This is a genomic window from Microbacterium sp. 22303, from assembly GCF_052045265.1.
Lineage (GTDB): Bacteria > Actinomycetota > Actinomycetes > Actinomycetales > Microbacteriaceae > Microbacterium.
In genome coordinates this window covers 358658-375668 of record NZ_JBQEOQ010000004.1, presented here as the reverse complement: position 1 = coordinate 375668, position 17011 = coordinate 358658, and the positions used below count along the sequence as shown (strand labels likewise).

Genomic DNA, 17011 nt, shown 5'->3' with positions numbered 1-17011 from the left:
CCGACTCAAGGCTGATCTTTCGGGTCGATCAGCCGCGGAGTCGCCGCCCTCATCCTCCCAAAGGATGTGAACGTGGCTTCATGCTAACCCGGAGTCGCCGGAGAATCCAGACCGCGGAATATCGGATGTGCGTTCAGGTGCCGTCGGGTCGCGTGATTCTGCGGGATCGGCGCCGGGACGCGTCGATCAGCTCGACGAGGAGGAGTCCGATGGCCGCGCCCGCGGTGTTGGACAGGATGTCGAGCACGGAGTCGCTGCGGGACATCAGGAAGAGGCCCTGCACCGTCTCGATGGTCACGGTGGTGACGAACCCGATCGGCAGTACGAGATACCTGCGCCGCGGGAGGAACACGGACAGGAAGATACCGAACGGTACGAACATCGCGATGTTCGCGATGAACTCGGCGCGGACCAGCGTGAGTCCCGGGATCACCGCGCCGATCCTGTGGATCAGCGGGTCGAACACGGAGAGGAACGGATACGGGGAGAAGACGATGACGGCGACGACGGCGCCGTAGACGAGCGCCCACGTGGTCAGCCGATGCCAGAACGGCACAGCGGTCGGCGGGGAATCGCTCACGCCTTCACCCCCAGGATCCTCAACGCGGCAGAACGTTCATTGTGACAGAACGGCCGCACAGGAATCCTGTGCGGCCGTTCTGGATGGTGCGGATGTCAGAGCGCGAGTCGCTCGCGCACGACCTCGGCGAGCTGATGCGCGTACTCGTGGGCGGACACCTCGTCGGCGGCCTCTACCATCACGCGCACGAGCTGCTCGGTGCCCGAGGGGCGCAGCAGCACGCGGCCGGTGTCGCCGAGCTCGGCCTCCACTGCTTGCACAGCCTTCTGCAGGTGCTCGTCGTCGGTCCGGGTGCGGTCGACGCCCTTGACGTTCACGAGCTTCTGCGGATACACGGTCATGATCGAGGCGAGCTCGGCCAGCGACTTCTTCTGGCGGGCCATCTCGGCCACCAGGTGCAGGCCGGTGAGCACGCCGTCTCCGGTGGTGGCGAAGTCGCTCATGATGACGTGCCCGGACTGCTCGCCGCCCAGCGAGTACCCGCCGGCGTTCATGTCCTCGAGCACATAGCGGTCGCCGACAGCTGTCTGGCGCACGGTGATGCCGTGCTCGCGCATCGCGACGTGCAGGCCCAGGTTGCTCATGACGGTGGCGACGAGGGTGTTCTCGACCAGGCGGCCGCGGTCCTTCATGGCGACCGCGAGGATCGCCATGATCTGGTCGCCGTCGACGATGTTCCCGTCGGCGTCGACCGCGAGGCAGCGGTCGGCGTCGCCGTCGTGCGCGATGCCGACATCGGCGCCGACGCGGATGACCTCGGCCGCGAGCTTGTCGAGATGCGTGGATCCGACGCCGTCGTTGATGTTGATCCCGTCAGGATCCGCACCGATCACGGTCACCCGGGCGCCTGCGTTGCGGAACGCCTCGGGGGAGGCCCCGGACGCTGCGCCGTGCGCGCAGTCCAGCACGACGTGGAGGCCGTCGAGCCGGTGCGGCAGCGAGGCCAGAAGGTGCATCACGTAACGATCTTCGGCGTCGGAGAAGCGGCGCACGCGGCCGACGTCGGCTCCCGTGGGGCGCAGCTTCTCGCCGGCCATCGCCTCTTCGATGCGCTGCTCGACGAGGTCGGGCAGCTTCACTCCGCCACGGGCGAAGATCTTGATGCCGTTGTCGGGCGCCGGGTTGTGCGACGCCGAGATCATCACGCCGAAGTCGGCGTCGATGTCGGCGATGAGGAACGCCGCGGCCGGGGTCGGCAGCGTGCCCGCGTCGAGCACATCGACCCCGGAGGAGGCGAGACCCGCCTCGACGGCGGCGCTGAGGAAGTGCCCCGAGATGCGGGGGTCGCGGGCGACCACGGCGGTGAGACGCTTGCCGGCGGCCTTGCGAGCCTCGGCAATACGGCCCTGGCCCAGGACGACAGCTGTCGCCTGGGCCAGGGTGAGCGCGATATCGGCGGTGAGGGGGCCGTTGGCCAGCCCCCGCACCCCGTCCGTACCGAACAGAGCCATAGAGGACTGTACGGTTTAGCGCTTCGAGTACTGAGGCGCCTTGCGGGCCTTCTTGAGACCGGCCTTCTTGCGCTCCTTGACGCGAGCGTCGCGCGAGAGGAAGCCGGCCTTCTTCAGGGTCGGGCGGTTGTTCTCGGCGTCGATCTCGTTCAGCGCACGGGCGATGCCCAGGCGCAGAGCGCCGGCCTGGCCCGAGGGGCCACCGCCGGAGATACGGGCGATCACGTCGTACGAGCCCGCGAGGTTCAGCACCGTGAACGGGTCGTTGATCAGCTGCTGGTGCAGCTTGTTCGGGAAGTAGTCCTCGATGGTGCGGCCGTTCACCGTGATGGTGCCGGCGCCGGGGACGAGGCGCACGCGGGCGATGGCCTGCTTGCGACGGCCCACGGCAGCGCCGGGGACGTTGAGAACGGGGCGCGGAGCGGTCTCGACGGCAGCGGCCTCAGGGGTCTCCGTCGAGAAGTTCTGCGGGAATTCGGTGGTTTCGATGTCAGCCACGAGTATGTCCTTATTCGTAACGGCGCTTACTGGGCGACCTGGTCGAGGGTGTACGTCTTGGGCTGCTGAGCGGCGTGCGGGTGCTCGGAGCCGGTGTAGACCTTGAGCTTCGCCAGCTGCTGGCGGCCGAGGCTGTTCTTGGGGAGCATGCCGCGGATGGCCTTCTCCACAGCGCGGACCGGGTTCTTCTCGAGCAGCTCGGAGTAGGCGACAGCCTTGAGCCCGCCCGGGTAACCGGAGTGGCGGTAGGCGATCTTCTTCTGGAGCTTCTGACCGGTGAGCGCGACCTTGTCGGCGTTCACGATGATGACGAAGTCACCCGAGTCGATGTGGTTGGCGAAGGTGGCCTTGTGCTTGCCACGCAGGAGCGCGGCGGCGTGCGAGGCGAGGCGACCGAGAACGACGTCGGTGGCGTCGATGACGACCCAGTCACGCTGGACCTGCCCGGCCTTGGGGGTGTAAGTGCGCGTCACAATAGTGCTGCTTTCTTGATCGAACGGAGAGGTTCGTGAATCCCACTCCGGGGTGGTTCTCCCGCCCGGTCCCTGAGCCTGTCGAAGGGCCCGGGAAGCGGGTGAGGTGAACACGCCAGTGGAGGGCTCACGTTCGCGGGTGCGACCAGCAGTGATCGCACACCAAAGAGAAAGCTTACGGTATGGATCCGGATCCCCCAAAACGACAAGGGTCCCCGGGCTCGTTGACGCGATGGGCTCCGGCTGCGGTCGCGTCATGATCGTGTCATCTGCGGCTTTGCTGAAGACGCTTTCGGACGCCTGCGTTCTGACGTATCGTGCGGAGTGCAGCCCACCCGAGGCTGCGGTGCCTGTGGGAGGCATCTTCTGTGCCACTTGGGGAGGCACCGATGAGTGACGCTGCACGACCGCTTCGCACGGTCGGAACACCGGGGATCGACGAGCCGGTCGAGGAGCGCGGTCGCGCGATCCTCACGCCGCTGCTCGAGCCCGCCGAGACCTGGGCGCTCGCCGAAGGCGCGAGCTGGGCCGTGCGCCGCGATCCGGCCCGCTTCGAGCGGGTCTTCCTCGCCGCGGACAGCGGCGACCTCGGCGGGGCGGAGGTCATGCTGCTGCGCATGGCAGAGGCGCTGCGCGAGCTCGGCGTCGATGTCACCGCGGTGGTGCCCGCGCCGTCGCCCCTGCTGGACGAGGCCGTGCGCCGGAGGGTGCCCGTGATCGGGCTCGCCGCCAGCAACCGGTACCTGTGGATGTGGGCACTGCGCCGATGGGACCGCGAGCGTCCCGACGGCCTGCTCTGGTGCAACGGCCTGGTGCCGTCGCTCGCCACGGTGCGTCGCGCCGGGCGACTGGTGCACCTGCATCAGGAGCCGACCGGCATCCGCTGGATCCTGTCGCCGCTCGCCCGTCGCGGCGCCGTCGCGACCCTTGTGCCGTCGCGGGCGATGCTGGAGGCCGTGCCCGATGCGCTCGTGCTGCCGAACTGGACGGAGCGGATCCGCCGGGCCAAGCCGGATCCCGACAAGAACGGACGGATCCGCATCGGCTTCCTCGGGCAGCTCGGACTGGAGAAGGGCGTGCATGTGCTCGCCGCCGCCGTCGCCCTGCTCGAGGAGCGCATGCCGGACCGCTTCCGGCTCGTGCTCGCGGGGGAGCCGGAAGCCGTGCGCGAGGAGGACCTCGTGGTGATGGAGGACGCGCTCGGCGCGGTCGCCCGGCTCACGCATCGCGCAGGCTGGGTCGACGCCGCCGACTTCTTCGACACGATCGACCTGCTTGTGGTGCCGTCGGTGATCCCGGAGTCGTTCGGGTTGGTCGCTGCCGAGGCGATGGCGGCCAGGGTTCCGCTGATCGTGAGCGATGCGGGCGCGCTGCCCGAGGTGGTCGGCGGCGCTGCGCAGGTCGTGCCCGCCGGCGACGCCGCGGCGCTGGCCGACCGCATCGCCGACGTGGTGACGGGGGCGATCTCTCCGCACCGGGGGCCGCTGTTCGAGCGCTGGTTCGCGGAGTTCTCGCCGGTCGCGGGTGAGGCGCGAATGCGGGATCTGGTGGACGAGCTGGGAGTGCGCCGGGGCGAGCAGCCGCGCCTCTAGGAGTGTGTGGCCGGGCTCTTCTCGTCGCGAGTCCGGCGCACGTCGGCGTGCCTGATCGCGTCGCGCACGAGCGGGCTGCTCCGGGGGCGGTCTCTTCAGGAGCTTCAGGGCCTGCAGACCTGGGGCCGGCGGGGTGTGCGTGGGATAATGTGCGGCTACGGAGGTGCGGGTCATGGGGACAGGCGCGAAGGTCGTATCGCGCCTTCGTGACGCCCTCCCCGGAGCATGGGCCGCCACCTGGCGCTGGGTGGTCATCGCCGTCGGCGTGGTGATCGCGGCCTACCTGCTGCTGGAGCACGCGACCACCGGATCCGTGCTGACCGCCGCTGCGCTCGCGGCGCTCGTCGTCGGCGCCGTGCTCACCTGGTCGACGCCGCTGGCGATCGCGCTGATGGCGGCGCCGGTCGCGTTCGTCACGGAGCGGCTCGCGGTCGGCGGGGCGGATCTGACGGTGTCGGATGCGGCGATCGCGGCCGGTTTCGGTACCGTCGTGCTGCTGGGCAGCCGGGACTTCAGCCCGCCGATGCGGGCGATGCTGTGGCTGAACGCGATCTACCAGTTCAGCACGGTCTTCACGGTGATCGTGAACCCGTTCCCGCAGAACACGGTGGAGTGGTTCCACGCCTGGCTGCTGATCTCCGGGGCGCTGGTGCTGGGCTGGGGGCTGGGGCGTGCGGGATACGCGCGGCTGTCGGTGATCCTGCTGCTGGGCATGCTGGTGCTGATCGCCGCCGGCACTTACCTCACGGCCGCGATCAACGCCGTGCAGGGCCAACCGTTCGATGCCGTCTATCCGGTGTGGCCGTGGCCGATGCACAAGAACGCCGCGGGGGGCGCCCTCGCGCTCGGCGTCTTCCTGGCCTACGCGAGACCGGACTGGCTCGGGCTCGCCCGCCGCTCGACCGTCGCGCTCGTGTTCGTCTTCGGTGCGGCGCTGCTGCTCACGCAGTCGCGGCAGGCCGTGGCGGGACTTCTCGCCGCCCTGTTCGTCCTGATCATCCGCCGGGGCGCGGCCGGGCATGCCGTCTTCATCACACTGCTCGCCATCCCCGCCGTGCTGCTCATCGTGCAGAGCGTGATCGAGCAGTTCGCGTCGGGCAACCAGTTCAACTCCGCCTACGCCCGGCTGGACTGGATGCGCGAGGTGTACGCGCTGTGGAAGCTGTCGCCGATCTTCGGCCACGGCCTGCGCTACTGGTACGTGCATCCGTGGGCGCACTTCCAGCCGCCGCAAGCCGAGCTCGAGGTCGCGGCCTCGGCCGGCGTGGTCGGGCTGCTCGGGTTCGGGATCATGTGGCTCGGCTTCATCATCGTGCTGTGGCGGATGGCCCCCCGTTACGGCGCCATCGCGCTGGGCGCGGTCGTGCTGCGAATCACGGCGGCGCAGTTCGATCTGTTCTGGGTCGCCGCCCAGGTGTCCGTCCCGTTCCTGGTCGCGGGGCTCTGCCTGGGAGCCCAGGCGCTCGCGATCTCGAAGGGCGAGGGACAGTACTGGGCGCCGCCGAAGGACGCGAGGCAGACTCCGGCGGAACGCCGTGCCGCCGAACGTCGTATCGAGGCCCGCAGCCCGCGGGATCCCCGTTTGTATGATCGTGCTTACTCATCCACCCCGAAGGGCTGACATGGACATCCGCGACTATCTCCGGGCGCTGCGGCGCAACTGGATCGCGATCATCCTGATGACCGCCGTCGGCCTCGGCGCAGCCTACGGGTGGGTCAAGATCCAGACACCGGTGTATGAGGCCTCCGTGAGCGGGCTGGTGAAGAGCCGGACGACGCCGACGGACCCGGAGCAGCAGCTCGCGCAGTCGGGCGACACCTACGGGCGTGCCAAGGTGCCGACCTACCTGGTGATGGCCGGCTGGCGCAACGTCGGCGTGAACGCGGCGGCCACGCTCCACCTCTCCGACAGCCCGGAAGCGCTCGTGAAGCGCATCACGGTGACCAATCCGGAGAACACCAACATCATCAACGTCGCTGCCACGGCGTCGTCGCCGAAGGCCGCGCAGGAGCTCGCCGACGCCTGGATGCAGGGGCTCATCTCGGTGATCGATGACACGGACGGCATCGATCGCAAGCCCGGCACCTCGCCGGTCATGATCTACGTCGCCCAGACCGCGGCGCTGCCGGAGGCGCCGATCTTCCCGAGCGTTCCCACGGCGCTGCTGGTCGGTGGGCTGCTGGGACTCGGCGGAGGGATCGCGTTCGCGATGATCCGCGCCATCTCGGATCGCCGGGTGCGCAGCACGGACGACGTGGAGCAGCGTCTGGGGGTGCCCGTCGTCGGCACCATCCCGAAGGTCGACGCCGTGGCCGCCGAACGCCGGATCGTCGCCGAGGACGAGACGCGCGCCGACTCGCGTACGGATTTCGCGGTGCGTGAGTCGCTGCGCGCGCTGCGCACCAACCTGCAGTTCATGGATGTGGACCACCCGCCGCGCACGATCGTGGTGACGAGCGCGCTGCCCGGGGAGGGCAAGTCGACGGTCGCGGCGAATCTCGCGATGACCCTGGCGGCGGCCGGCACGAATGTGGTGCTCGTGGACGGCGATCTGCGCCGCCCGACGGTCGCCTCGACGCTCGGCCTCGTCGCCGGAGCCGGGCTCACCGACGTGCTCGCGGGCAGGGCCAAGCTCACCGACGTGGCGCAGACCGCGCCCGACTTCCCCAACCTGGCGGTGCTGACGGCCGGCACGATCCCGCCGAACCCGAGCGAGGTGCTCGGATCCGAGCGCATGCGCCAGCTCGTGAAGGACCTCACCAAGCACGCGACCGTCATCATCGACGCACCCCCCGTGCTCGCCGTCACCGACGGCGCCGTGCTCACGAATCAGGCCGACGGAGCCCTCATCGTGGTGGCGGCGGGCAAGACCACGTACGAGGTGGTGGACAAGGCGCTGAACACGCTCGAGAAGGCGCGCGGTCGCGTGCTCGGCGTGGTGATGAACCGCGTGCCCGTGACCGGACGGCAGGCGGGCTACGCCTACGACTACCGGGAGAAGGTGGAGCCCGCGCCGAAGTCGGGCAGTACCAAATCCGGTGGGGCGAAGTCCGGTGCGAAGTCGGGTGGTGCGGAGCCGGAGGACGCCACCCCGGCTGGACCGAAGCGCACAGGGATCTCCTCCGCGCCCGTCCACCTGCCGATGCCGATCGTGCCGGCGAACCAGGACGCGGCGGAATCCGCCGCGGGGCCGCTGCCGGAGGACCCCGAGACGACGGCGACCCCCATCGCGAAACCACGCAGGGCCTCGGCGTCCGCACGATCCGCGGCTCGCGCCGCCACGACCGCTGCCGCACCCGCCGAGGGGCGTGAGGAATCGGACGACTCCGCGGATCCGGGGGTCAGCGACTTCGACTCCCTGCTCGGCGACTTCATCGCCGACGACGCCACCGGCGGACCGCGCCGCCAGCGCGGACGGTCGTGACCAGGCGGCGCGTCGCACTGATCACCTCGTCGTACGCGCCGCACGTCGGCGGCGTCGAGACGCACGTCGCCGAGGTCGCCCGGGCGCTGACCGCGCAGGACATCCTGGTCGAGGTGTGGACCGTCGACCGCGGCGCCCGTGCCGGAGACGCCGGGGTGGAGCCCGCCCACGCTGACGAGTTCCCTGTGCGGTACCTGCCGACGCCGCTGCCGGCCCGGCACGCGGCCTCGCTCGCCCGGTTCGCCCGGCGCGCGCCCGGCGCCTGGTCGCAGTGGACGCGTGCGCACCGCCGGTTCCGGCCCGACGAGCTGCACGTGCACTGCTTCGGCCCGAACGGACTGTACGCGCTCGCCCTGCACCGTCGGTTCCGCACCCCGCTGGTCGTCACCTCGCACGGCGAGACCACAGGCGATGACGACAACGTGTTCGCCCAGTCCGCGCTGCTGCGGCGCGGCCTTCGCGACGCGCTGGCCCGAGCCGCGGCGGTCACCGCACCCTCGGAGTACGTGCTGCGCGACCTGCGCGCCCGGTTCGGGCTGAACGGCGGGGTGGTCGTCCCGAACGGGGTCGCGCTCGACGTGCCACAGGACGACGGGATCCGCGACAGGCTCCCGCACGGTCCGTACCTCGCCGCGGTCGGACGGCTCGGCCGGATGAAGGGTTTCGACCTCCTCCTCGATGCGTTCGCGCGGGTGCGGGAGGGGGCGGAACCGGCATTGGAGGTGGATCCGGCACTTGAGGCGGATCCGAAAGGTGCGGCGGATCCGGCCCGTACGGAGCCGCGGCTCGTGATCGCGGGCGACGGTCCCGAACGGGCGGCGCTGCAGGAGCAGGTCGCCGCCCGCGGCCTCGAGGGCGTCGTCGACTTCCTCGGCTGGTGCTCGCCCGCCCAGGTCGCGACGGTGCTGGCCGGATCCGAGGCGCTCGTGGTGCCGAGCCGCTCCGAGGCGTTCGGCATCGCCGCGCTCGAGGCGTGGCGGGCGGCGACCGCACTGGTGATGACGAACCGCGGCGGTGCGGGGGAGTTCGTGCACGACGGAGAGGACGGCATCCTCGTCGATCCGGAGGACGTGGACGAGCTGGCGGCGGCGATCTCGCGTGTGCTCGCGGATCCGTCGCTGCGCGAGAAGCTGGCGACGGCGGGCGCCGGCCGGGTCGCCGAGTTCACCTGGGAGCGCGTGGTCGAGCGGTATCTGCAGGTCTACGCGCAGGCGGAGGCCGTGGGGTGACCGAGGTGTGGCGGTACGAGGGCCCGCTGCGGCGTCGCCTGCGACAGGCGCGCCGACTGGTGGGGGCCGCGCCGACGGTCGGCACCCACGGCGTCCTGGTCCCGGCGTTCTGGTGGGACGGTCATCCGAATTTCGGCGACGCCCTGACGCCGCTGCTGCTGCCGCGGTACGGCATCGTGCCGCTGCATCGCGAACCCGACCGGGCGCGGCTCGTCGGCGTCGGCAGTCTCATCCAGTTCCTGCCCGCCGACTTCGACGGCGCGATCTGGGGCACCGGATCGATCGATGACACCGAGCGACCGCTGCCGGAGGCTCGAGTGCTCGCCGTGCGCGGTCCGCTCACCGCGGAGCGGATCGGATCCGGCGAGGTCGCGTACGGGGATCCGGGACTGCTGGTCGCACGTCACCTGAGGCGTCCCGGATCCGATGGACGCGTCGCGCTCGTCGCGCACGGGCACCATCGCGGCGATGCGGAGTTGCGCGCGCTGGCCGGGCTGGACGGCGTGCGTGCCGTCAACGTGCACCGCGCCGCGCCCCCCGTCGTGCGGGAGATCGCCTCGGCGGGCGCGGTGCTGACGACGTCGCTGCACGGGCTGGTCACGGCCGATGCGTACGGCATCCCGGCGGTCTGGACCACGCGCGAGCCCGCCCTCATCGGCGGCGACTTCAAGTTTCGCGACTACGAGGCCGCGGTCACCCCCGGGCGCAGCCGCTTCGCGCACTTCGACGACGTGCGCACGCCCGACGACGTGGTGCGCCGCGCGAGCCGTGCGGACGCGGGCCGGGTGGCGGAGCTGTGCGACGGGCTGGAGTCGGCGCTGCGGCGCCTTCCCGAGGTGCTGGGCTCGCTGCCGCGGTATCCGGCGGGCTTGCTGCGGGGCTGACCCTGTGAGGCGGGCCTTTCGGGGTGCGGCGCTGCGGGCATGCCTCTGCGGGGCGCCGGGTGCGATCGATGGCGCTCGCTGGCTGGTGTGCCCTCGCCGGCGTTCGCTGGCTGGCGTGCCCCCGCCGGCGTTCGCTGGTCGCAGATTTCGGCTATTCGGGCGGCAGAGCCGCATTTCGCGACCACTGAGCGGGGCTGTGTTCCGGTGTGTGGCGCCCGTGAGTGTTCGCTGGTCGCAGATTGCGGTTATTTGGGCGTCGGGACCGCAATTTGCGACCAGTGAGCAGGGCAGGGCAGGGCAGGGCAGGGGCAGGGCAGGGCAGGGCGGAGCGGGAGAACTCTCAGGCGGATCCGGCTGGAGCGCGCTGTCACCGCGCGCAGATCACCGCAGGGCAGCCCAGACTTTCGCGTGCCCCTGTGCGGAGCGCTCCCAGGTGAACTCCGCCGCGCGGGCGCGGCCGGCCGCGATCAGCCCGTCGACGGCGCGGTCGTCCGAGGTCGCGGCCAGCACCCCGTCGGCCACGCCGTCGGCGGTGGGCTCGACGATGAGTGCCGCTCCACCCGCCACCTCGGGCAGGCTGCTCGTGTTCGCCGCGACCACGGGCACGCGCGCCGCCATCGCCTCGAGCACGGGCAGCCCGAAGCCCTCGTAGAGCGAGGGCACGACCACGGTCCGGGCTGCGGCGACGAGGCCCGGCATGAGCTCGTCCGGCAGACGTCCGAGCAGGCGCACCCCTGGCATGCCGGAGAACAGCTCGGTGCGGCGGGGGTGCGGCGGACCGGCGAGGGCCAGCAGCAGGTCGGGGCGTTCGCGATGGATCCGCGGCCAGGCGGCGGCCAGCGCGTCGAGGTTCTTGCGCCGTGCCGCGCCGCCCGCGTGCAACACGTACGGCCGGTCGAGGCCGAGAGCCGCACGCGCCTCGGCGGACAGGGGCGCGGCGTCGAAGTAACGCGGATCCACTCCGTTCGGGACGACGTGCGGATCCGTCACGCCGAGGAAGTCCACCGCCTCGGAGGCGGTGAACGCCGACACGCAGATCACAGCGGCGGCCCGCCGAGCCTCGGCTGCGGCCGCGGCGACGGGCGCCGATTCGTCGGGGAAGCGCCAGGACACCACGTCGTGCAGGGTGATCACGTCGGCATGCGGGGAGGGCGGCAGCTCCAGCGCCATCCGGTGCGACACGGTGTCGCCGGCGTACAGCGCGCGGCCCAGCGCAGCGCGCGCGGCCTCCGACGCCTGCGCCACGCGTCCGAGGGGAAGGCGACGGTTGCCTGCGAGGGGAGAGCGCAGCGAGCGGAACACGAGGGGGCGCACCGTCCACGGCTCGGACGAGGTCTGCGCCAACGCCGCCTGCGCGCGCTCGCCGATCTGCTGCTGATAGGCCTGGGCGCCCATCGGCACCTCGGTCGCGATGGTCGCCAAGGACAGCCGAGGGTGCGTCATGTCGGCTCCTGTCCGGGAGCCGGGACGGCGTGGTCACCGCCAGGGGCGGAGCCGGGCTCCGCGCCGGGTGCCGGGTCGCCGGATCCGCCGTCAGGGGTGGAAGCCGAGGCGGAGCCGGGCAGTGCGCCGGGCTCCTCGCCGCGCACCGCCCGGGCGTGCGTCCGCAGCCAGTCCTCGATCGGGGCGACGCACTCCGCCCAAGTCCGTTCCTCGAGCACCTGCGCCCGCTCAGGGGCCGGCGTGGGGTCCGTGCCCCGGCGCGCGAGACGCTCCGCTATCCACCCCGCCCATGCCTCCGGATCCGCCGAGACCTGCGCATGCGAGTCGGGGAAGGCGCTCGCGGCATCGGGCGTCGCGATCACCGCCGCGCCCGTGGCCAGCGCCTCTGCGAACTTCATGGCCGCGCCGACGCCGTCGATCACGGGCACCGCGACGACCGTGGCCTCCGCCGCGAAGTCGACGAGGCTCGGCACCTTTCCGACGAACTCCACGCCCGAGGGCAGGGCCACCGCGGCGTCCAGCCCGGTGCCGGCGATCCGGCACTGCGCATCGGGAGCCAGCGCGGCGAGCCGCGGCCAGACCTCGCCGAGGAACCAGTCCAGGCCGCGCCGGTTCGGCTCCCATCCCCAGCCCCCGAACAGCGCGACCAGCGGAGCACTGCGGGAGGACTCCCGCTCGGGCCACTCCTCGGGGTCGATGCCGAGGGGAGCGGCGAAGGTGCGGGACGCCGCGTCCGGGTGCTGCTCGATCAGCCGGATCCGCTCCGTATCGGAGCATGTGCTCACGCCGTCCGCGCGCGCGATCGCCCGCTCCTCCAGCCGCCGATGCTGCGCGGCCTGCTCGGGGAGGCCGCGGGAGAGGAGCCAGGCGCTCATCGCGTTGTGCACGTCGAGCAGCACGGGGGCGCCGACGCCCTCCGGCAGCAGCCAGACCGAGTCCTGGTGCGACAGGACGATCGCCTCCCAGCGGGGACTGCGCACGAGGCGCGCGAGTCGTCGGGCCGCGCCGGGCACGGCCTTCCCCTTCAGGTGCAGCCGTGGCCGGACGACCTCGGTGAGCGCCGCGATCGAGGAGTCGTCCTGAGGCCCGGCGGGGCTGACCACGACGATCCGGCGGCCGAGCTCGCGCAGGGCGGCGATCTGGTGGTACTGCCGGCGCTGCCCGCCCTGTCCGAACCGGTCGGGCACCTCGACGCTCAGCCAGAGGACGGCGCCCTGCACCGGCGGCGCGGATGCCGCCGGGGCGTGCGTCGCCCGGCGACCGACCGATCCATGCGGGGCTCGGGCTCGCGCCATCTCGCCTCCTGTCCGTGTGCGGTTCCAGTATGCCCGCGCCGGATCCGGCTCGTCCCGCGCTACGGGAGGTCCGCGCGGATCCGGCTCGTCCCATAAGCAGGCGGCGGCGCGCGTCGCGCCGGCTGCCGCCATCGGACGAACATCGCGCGGATCCCGCCGGCCCCCATGGCCGAACGCGCACCCGTGGATCGCGCTGGCTATCATCGAGTCGAGGTGGCACATCCGAGTCGTGGGTGACCGACACAGGAGCGCACGTGACCGCAGGGCGAGACGACGAGGCGACGATCGGGGTCATCATCCCGCTCTACAACGGCGCCCGCCACATCACCGAGACGCTGCGGTCGGTGCTGACGCAGACCCATACCGCGCTGCAGGTCGTCGTGCTCGACGACGGATCCTCCGACGACGGCGCCGAGATCGTCCGCCCGATGCTCCACGATCCGCGACTGACGCTCGTGCAGAAGAGCAACGAGGGCATCGCCCGCACCCGCAACGCCGGTCTCGCGCTGCTCGGTGCCGACGTCGCCTACGTGGTCTTCATGGATCACGACGACCTCGTGGCCCCCGACCTGTACGAGCGGCTGCTGCGCGTGCTCGCCCGGCGACCCGACGCAGTCGGCACGTATGCGGTCGCGGACTGGATCGACGCCGACTCCGCCCCGCTCGGAGAAGGGGAGTTCGCCCGCTTCATGCGGGACCGCCAGGCGGTGCGCGGAGGGCGAGTGGTGCCGCTCGCGCCCGACGTGGATGCCACGCTGCCCGAGCTGTTCCTCGCCAACCACCTCTACCCGCCGAGCGGGATCCTGCTGCGCCGCGAGGCGGTCGACGCGATCGGCGGATTCGACCCGTCGTACCGGGTCGCCGACGACTGGGACGCATTGGTCCGCCTGTCCCGGCGCGGTCCGATCGTGCCCCTCGACGAGATCCTGGTCGGATACCGCCGCCACGGCGCCAACGCATCGGGCAACGCTGCGCTGAACGTGCGCGAGAGCCGGGCGGTGTGGGCGCGCACGTACTACTCCCCGGACAACTCCACGGCCGACCGGCAGGTGTTGCGGGCGGCCTGGCGAGGCATGCAGCGGCACAAATTCCGGATCAAGTCGGCGGCCGCTCGCCGTGAACTGCGCGCTAGACGTGTGAGCGTCGCGCTCCGGCGTCAGCTGGACGCGGTCGCGCACCTCGCCCTGGTGCGCCCGCTGCGGCGCTGGGGTCGCTGAGTGGGATCACAGCCGCGGGGCCGCTGAACGGATCAGCGCTGCCTGGTCGCTGGCAGCGATGGGCTCCTGTGGGCACTGATCCCGTTCAGCGCCGCTGAGCCGCTGGGCTGCGGCACGGGATCAGAGCCGATCGAGCAGCGCGCGCAGCTGCGTCCACGCCCACTCCGGATCCCGCTGTCTTGCCCGGCGCAAGCCTGCCTCGCTGCGCCGGATCCTCTCCGCGGGATCCGCGATGAGGTCGCGAAGGGCGGCGGCCAGGGCGTCGGGGTCGTTCGGCGGCACGAGCACGGCTACGTCGCCGACCACGCTCGGGATGCCGCCGGTGCGGGACGCGACGATCGGCAGGCCGCTCGCCATACCCTCGCCGAGGATCAGTCCGCTGGGTTCGGCCCACACTGAGGGCACCACGAGCACATCGGCGTCGCGGTAGAGGGCGGGGAGCGCATCCCGGTCGGCGAACGGCAGGAAGGTCGCGGTGGCGCGACTCGCCCTGGCGAGCTCGCGCACCTCCCGTTCGTACGCGGTGGCAGGCGCGTTCGGATCGAACTCGTGACTGCCCACGAACACGAACTCGGCCTCGTCCGGCCCGAACGCCTGCGCCGCCCTGGCCAGCACGGCGGGGCCCTTCGAGGGGATCATCCGCCCGACATACAGCACACGGACCGGGCGGAGGTCGGCGGTCCGCGGCTCGGGCGGGGTGAACCGGAAGGTGTCGACCGGGTTCTCCACGACCGCCACCTTCGATCGCTGCGCACGCGGAAGCAGGCCCCTGGTCTCGTCGGCCAGCGCCTCACTCACGCAGATGACCGCTGCGGCCTCTCCGACGATGCGGTCCGCCTCGCGGCGCCCATACGTGCGGAACAGCTGGTTGTGCGCATAGATCGACACCCGGTGCCCGCTGCCGCGCAGCAGCCGGGGCAGGATCGGCGCATTGTGCGCAAGCACATCGGCCGCGGGCAGCCCTCGCACCGCATCCGCGAGCGGGGCGAACCACCGCCCGACCCGTGGCCGCTGCAGGCCGAGGCGCCCCACCGCCGCATCGAGGTACTGACCGCTGCGCGTCACACCGGGCGCGCGGTCGTACTCGATCAGGTCGACGCCCTCGTAGCGAGGGGACATGGTGGTGCGGTCCAGGATCACGCCGTGCCGGGCGTCTCCCGCGCGCACGGCAGCATCGGCGAGCAGGTGCACTACGGTCGGAACCGCGGATCCGGTGCGAGGGGAGAAATGGTCGCCCGGCGTGATGGCGTGGATGACGCGGCGCTCGCCCATGGGGTCAGCTTAGAGCGGCCGGCGGGGGAGCCCGTCGACGGGTTCGCGGTGCAGGGGTGCGGACTGAGTTCGGCGGCTCTGGCGGGTCGTGCGGGCTGAGTCGGATGGTGGATCGAGCGGGCTCGAGGGGGCGATGGCGGGTGGTGGTGCGGGGTGTCTGTGGATCGCTCGCCTTCGTTCGACCGACCCCATGCGCGACGCCCCGACTATCGAAGCTCGACCTTCTTCTTCTTCCAGGGAATTCGCAGGTCAGGAGCGGGAATTGGTTGTGGAAAAGTCTAGAACATAGCTTCGATTCTTGGTAGGATCGGGGCATGACCAGCACCCTTGATCCGCTCCTGGAAGCCACTCGGCTTCTGGTAGATGCGTGGGGTGACGCCGCCTCCGGTATGGACCTGTCACGGGCGCAGCTGGTGGCCGTGAACGATGCGATCGGGCTGGTGAAACGAACCGCGGACGCGGTGCATGCCGAGGTCGCGGCGGGCATCGCCCGGGAGTCGCGGCGAGAGCTCGGGCCGGACAGTCTGGCGAAGCAGCAGGGGTATCGGAACTCGGCGCAGTTGATCGCCACGACCACGGGGACCTCGACCGGGGATGCGGCCCGGCTGGTGAAGGTCGGGGAAGCCACGGCGCCGCGCGCGAACCTGCTCGGGGAGGCGCTGCCGGCGAAGTTCCCCGCCATCCGGGAAGCGCTGGCTGCGGGGCGGATCGGCGCCGCCGCAGCGGGCATGCTCGTGACATTCCTCGACCGGATGATCGTGAAAGTCGGGCGCGCGAGGGCATCCGAGGCTGAGACCGCTCTGGTCGGTCTCACACCGGGCCTATCGCTGGACGAGATCCGCCGGGCGATGACCCGGTTGGAGGCGTATCTGGACCCGGATGGTGTCGCACCCCGCGAAGACGAGCTGCGGGCGCGGGCATCGCTGAGCATGTTCGAACGGGACGGGATGCTGCACCTGAACGCGGTCCTGGACCCGGAACGGGCAGCGTCCGTGAAGACCGCGATCGAAGGATACGTGTCCGCGCAGTTCGCCGCCCGCCGCGATCGTGACCCGGCCCTCGCGGACGCGGACCGGCGCACCGTCGGACAGATCCAGGCCGACGCGCTCGCGCACTTCGCCGAACACGCGTTGACTTGTCTGCGGAACAAGAGCCTGAACGGGGCGACCGTGATCGTCCGCGTGGACGCCACCGACCTCGCGAACAGCACCGGATACGGGCTCATCGACGGGCTCGACCAGCCCATCAGCATCCACACCGTCCGCCGCATCGCCGGCAGCGGCATCGTGCAGGACTGGCTCTGCGGACGAGACGGGGAGATCCTGCACTGGGGCCGCAAGAAACGACTGTTCACCGAAGCCCAGAAACTCGCCCTCCGGGAACGCGACGGCGGCTGCGCGTTCTGCGGGCTCCCACCCGGAATGACCAAAGCCCACCACATCGACTGGTGGACCCGAGACCACGGCAGAACAGACCTCACCAACGGTGTCCTGCTGTGCGAGACCTGCCACCACCTCATCCACGACAACCACTGGGGCATCCGCATCGACGGCACCGGCACCCACGCCAACGTCTGGTTCCTGCCCCCACCCGGCATCGACGCACCACCCCGCCTCGGAGGACGTGCCCGCACCGAACTCATCGCGTGAGCC

Annotated in this window: 14 protein-coding genes; 7 read left to right on the top strand and 7 right to left on the bottom strand. The window is 71.4% G+C overall.

Features of this window, described 5'->3' with window-relative positions; all coding sequences use genetic code 11:
* Positions 1-133 precede the first annotated feature (133 nt).
* The 4 genes from ACTJI8_RS13740 to rplM form a co-directional block, all read right to left on the bottom strand.
* Positions 134-580 carry a VanZ family protein gene (locus tag ACTJI8_RS13740; RefSeq protein ID WP_440733992.1) on the bottom strand — a complete coding sequence of 149 codons (447 nt, stop codon included), beginning with the start codon at positions 578-580 and terminating at the stop codon, positions 134-136.
* 95 nt (positions 581-675) lie between these two features.
* The gene (gene glmM / locus ACTJI8_RS13735; protein ID WP_440733991.1) at positions 676-2031 is read right to left on the bottom strand and encodes a phosphoglucosamine mutase; all 1356 of its coding nucleotides are present in this window, start codon (positions 2029-2031) and stop codon (positions 676-678) included.
* 15 nt (positions 2032-2046) lie between these two features.
* On the bottom strand, positions 2047-2529 hold the full coding sequence (gene rpsI, locus ACTJI8_RS13730; RefSeq protein WP_233312318.1) for a 30S ribosomal protein S9: 483 nt from the start codon (positions 2527-2529) through the stop codon (positions 2047-2049).
* Between the two features lie 26 nt (positions 2530-2555).
* The gene (gene rplM, locus ACTJI8_RS13725) at positions 2556-3002 is read right to left on the bottom strand and encodes a 50S ribosomal protein L13 (RefSeq protein WP_091742431.1); all 447 of its coding nucleotides are present in this window, start codon (positions 3000-3002) and stop codon (positions 2556-2558) included.
* Between the two features lie 389 nt (positions 3003-3391).
* Here rplM and ACTJI8_RS13720 point away from each other — a divergent pair, with 389 nt between their 5' ends.
* From ACTJI8_RS13720 to ACTJI8_RS13700, 5 genes are all read left to right on the top strand, one after another.
* Positions 3392-4594 carry a glycosyltransferase gene (locus tag ACTJI8_RS13720; RefSeq protein ID WP_440733990.1) on the top strand — a complete coding sequence of 401 codons (1203 nt, stop codon included), beginning with the start codon at positions 3392-3394 and terminating at the stop codon, positions 4592-4594.
* 172 nt (positions 4595-4766) lie between these two features.
* Positions 4767-6215 (top strand): O-antigen ligase family protein, encoded by a 1449-nt coding sequence (locus ACTJI8_RS13715; protein WP_440733989.1) that lies wholly within the window; start codon positions 4767-4769, stop codon positions 6213-6215.
* Position 6216: 1 nt separating this feature from the next.
* A complete protein-coding gene (locus ACTJI8_RS13710; RefSeq protein WP_440733988.1) occupies positions 6217-8019 on the top strand; it encodes a polysaccharide biosynthesis tyrosine autokinase in 1803 nt (600 codons plus the stop codon).
* Positions 8016-9248: a glycosyltransferase family 4 protein gene (locus tag ACTJI8_RS13705; protein WP_440733987.1), complete on the top strand. Its 1233-nt coding sequence runs from the start codon at positions 8016-8018 to the stop codon at positions 9246-9248. The genes ACTJI8_RS13710 and ACTJI8_RS13705 overlap by 4 nt, the downstream gene beginning before the upstream one ends.
* The gene (locus tag ACTJI8_RS13700) at positions 9245-10132 is read left to right on the top strand and encodes a hypothetical protein (RefSeq protein WP_440733986.1); all 888 of its coding nucleotides are present in this window, start codon (positions 9245-9247) and stop codon (positions 10130-10132) included. Before ACTJI8_RS13705 ends, ACTJI8_RS13700 begins: the two co-directional genes overlap by 4 nt.
* A gap of 381 nt (positions 10133-10513) precedes the next feature.
* On the opposite strand, the gene ACTJI8_RS13695 is transcribed toward ACTJI8_RS13700, so the two are convergent.
* Both ACTJI8_RS13695 and ACTJI8_RS13690 read right to left on the bottom strand, forming a co-directional pair.
* Positions 10514-11575: a glycosyltransferase family 4 protein gene (locus ACTJI8_RS13695; RefSeq protein WP_440733985.1), complete on the bottom strand. Its 1062-nt coding sequence runs from the start codon at positions 11573-11575 to the stop codon at positions 10514-10516.
* Positions 11572-12870 carry a glycosyltransferase family 4 protein gene (locus tag ACTJI8_RS13690; protein ID WP_440733984.1) on the bottom strand — a complete coding sequence of 433 codons (1299 nt, stop codon included), beginning with the start codon at positions 12868-12870 and terminating at the stop codon, positions 11572-11574. The genes ACTJI8_RS13695 and ACTJI8_RS13690 overlap by 4 nt, the downstream gene beginning before the upstream one ends.
* 254 nt (positions 12871-13124) lie before the next feature.
* Between ACTJI8_RS13690 and ACTJI8_RS13685 the strand changes: the two genes are divergently transcribed.
* A complete protein-coding gene (locus tag ACTJI8_RS13685) occupies positions 13125-14087 on the top strand; it encodes a glycosyltransferase family 2 protein (RefSeq protein WP_440733983.1) in 963 nt (320 codons plus the stop codon).
* 120 nt (positions 14088-14207) lie between these two features.
* Here ACTJI8_RS13685 and ACTJI8_RS13680 read toward each other — a convergent pair whose 3' ends face one another.
* Positions 14208-15359, bottom strand: a complete 1152-nt coding sequence (locus ACTJI8_RS13680; protein ID WP_440733982.1) for a glycosyltransferase family 4 protein — start codon at positions 15357-15359, stop codon at positions 14208-14210.
* A 314-nt stretch (positions 15360-15673) separates the two neighbouring features.
* On the opposite strand from ACTJI8_RS13680, the gene ACTJI8_RS13675 reads away from it, so the two are divergent.
* Positions 15674-17008: a DUF222 domain-containing protein gene (locus ACTJI8_RS13675; RefSeq protein WP_440733981.1), complete on the top strand. Its 1335-nt coding sequence runs from the start codon at positions 15674-15676 to the stop codon at positions 17006-17008.
* Positions 17009-17011 lie beyond the last annotated feature (3 nt).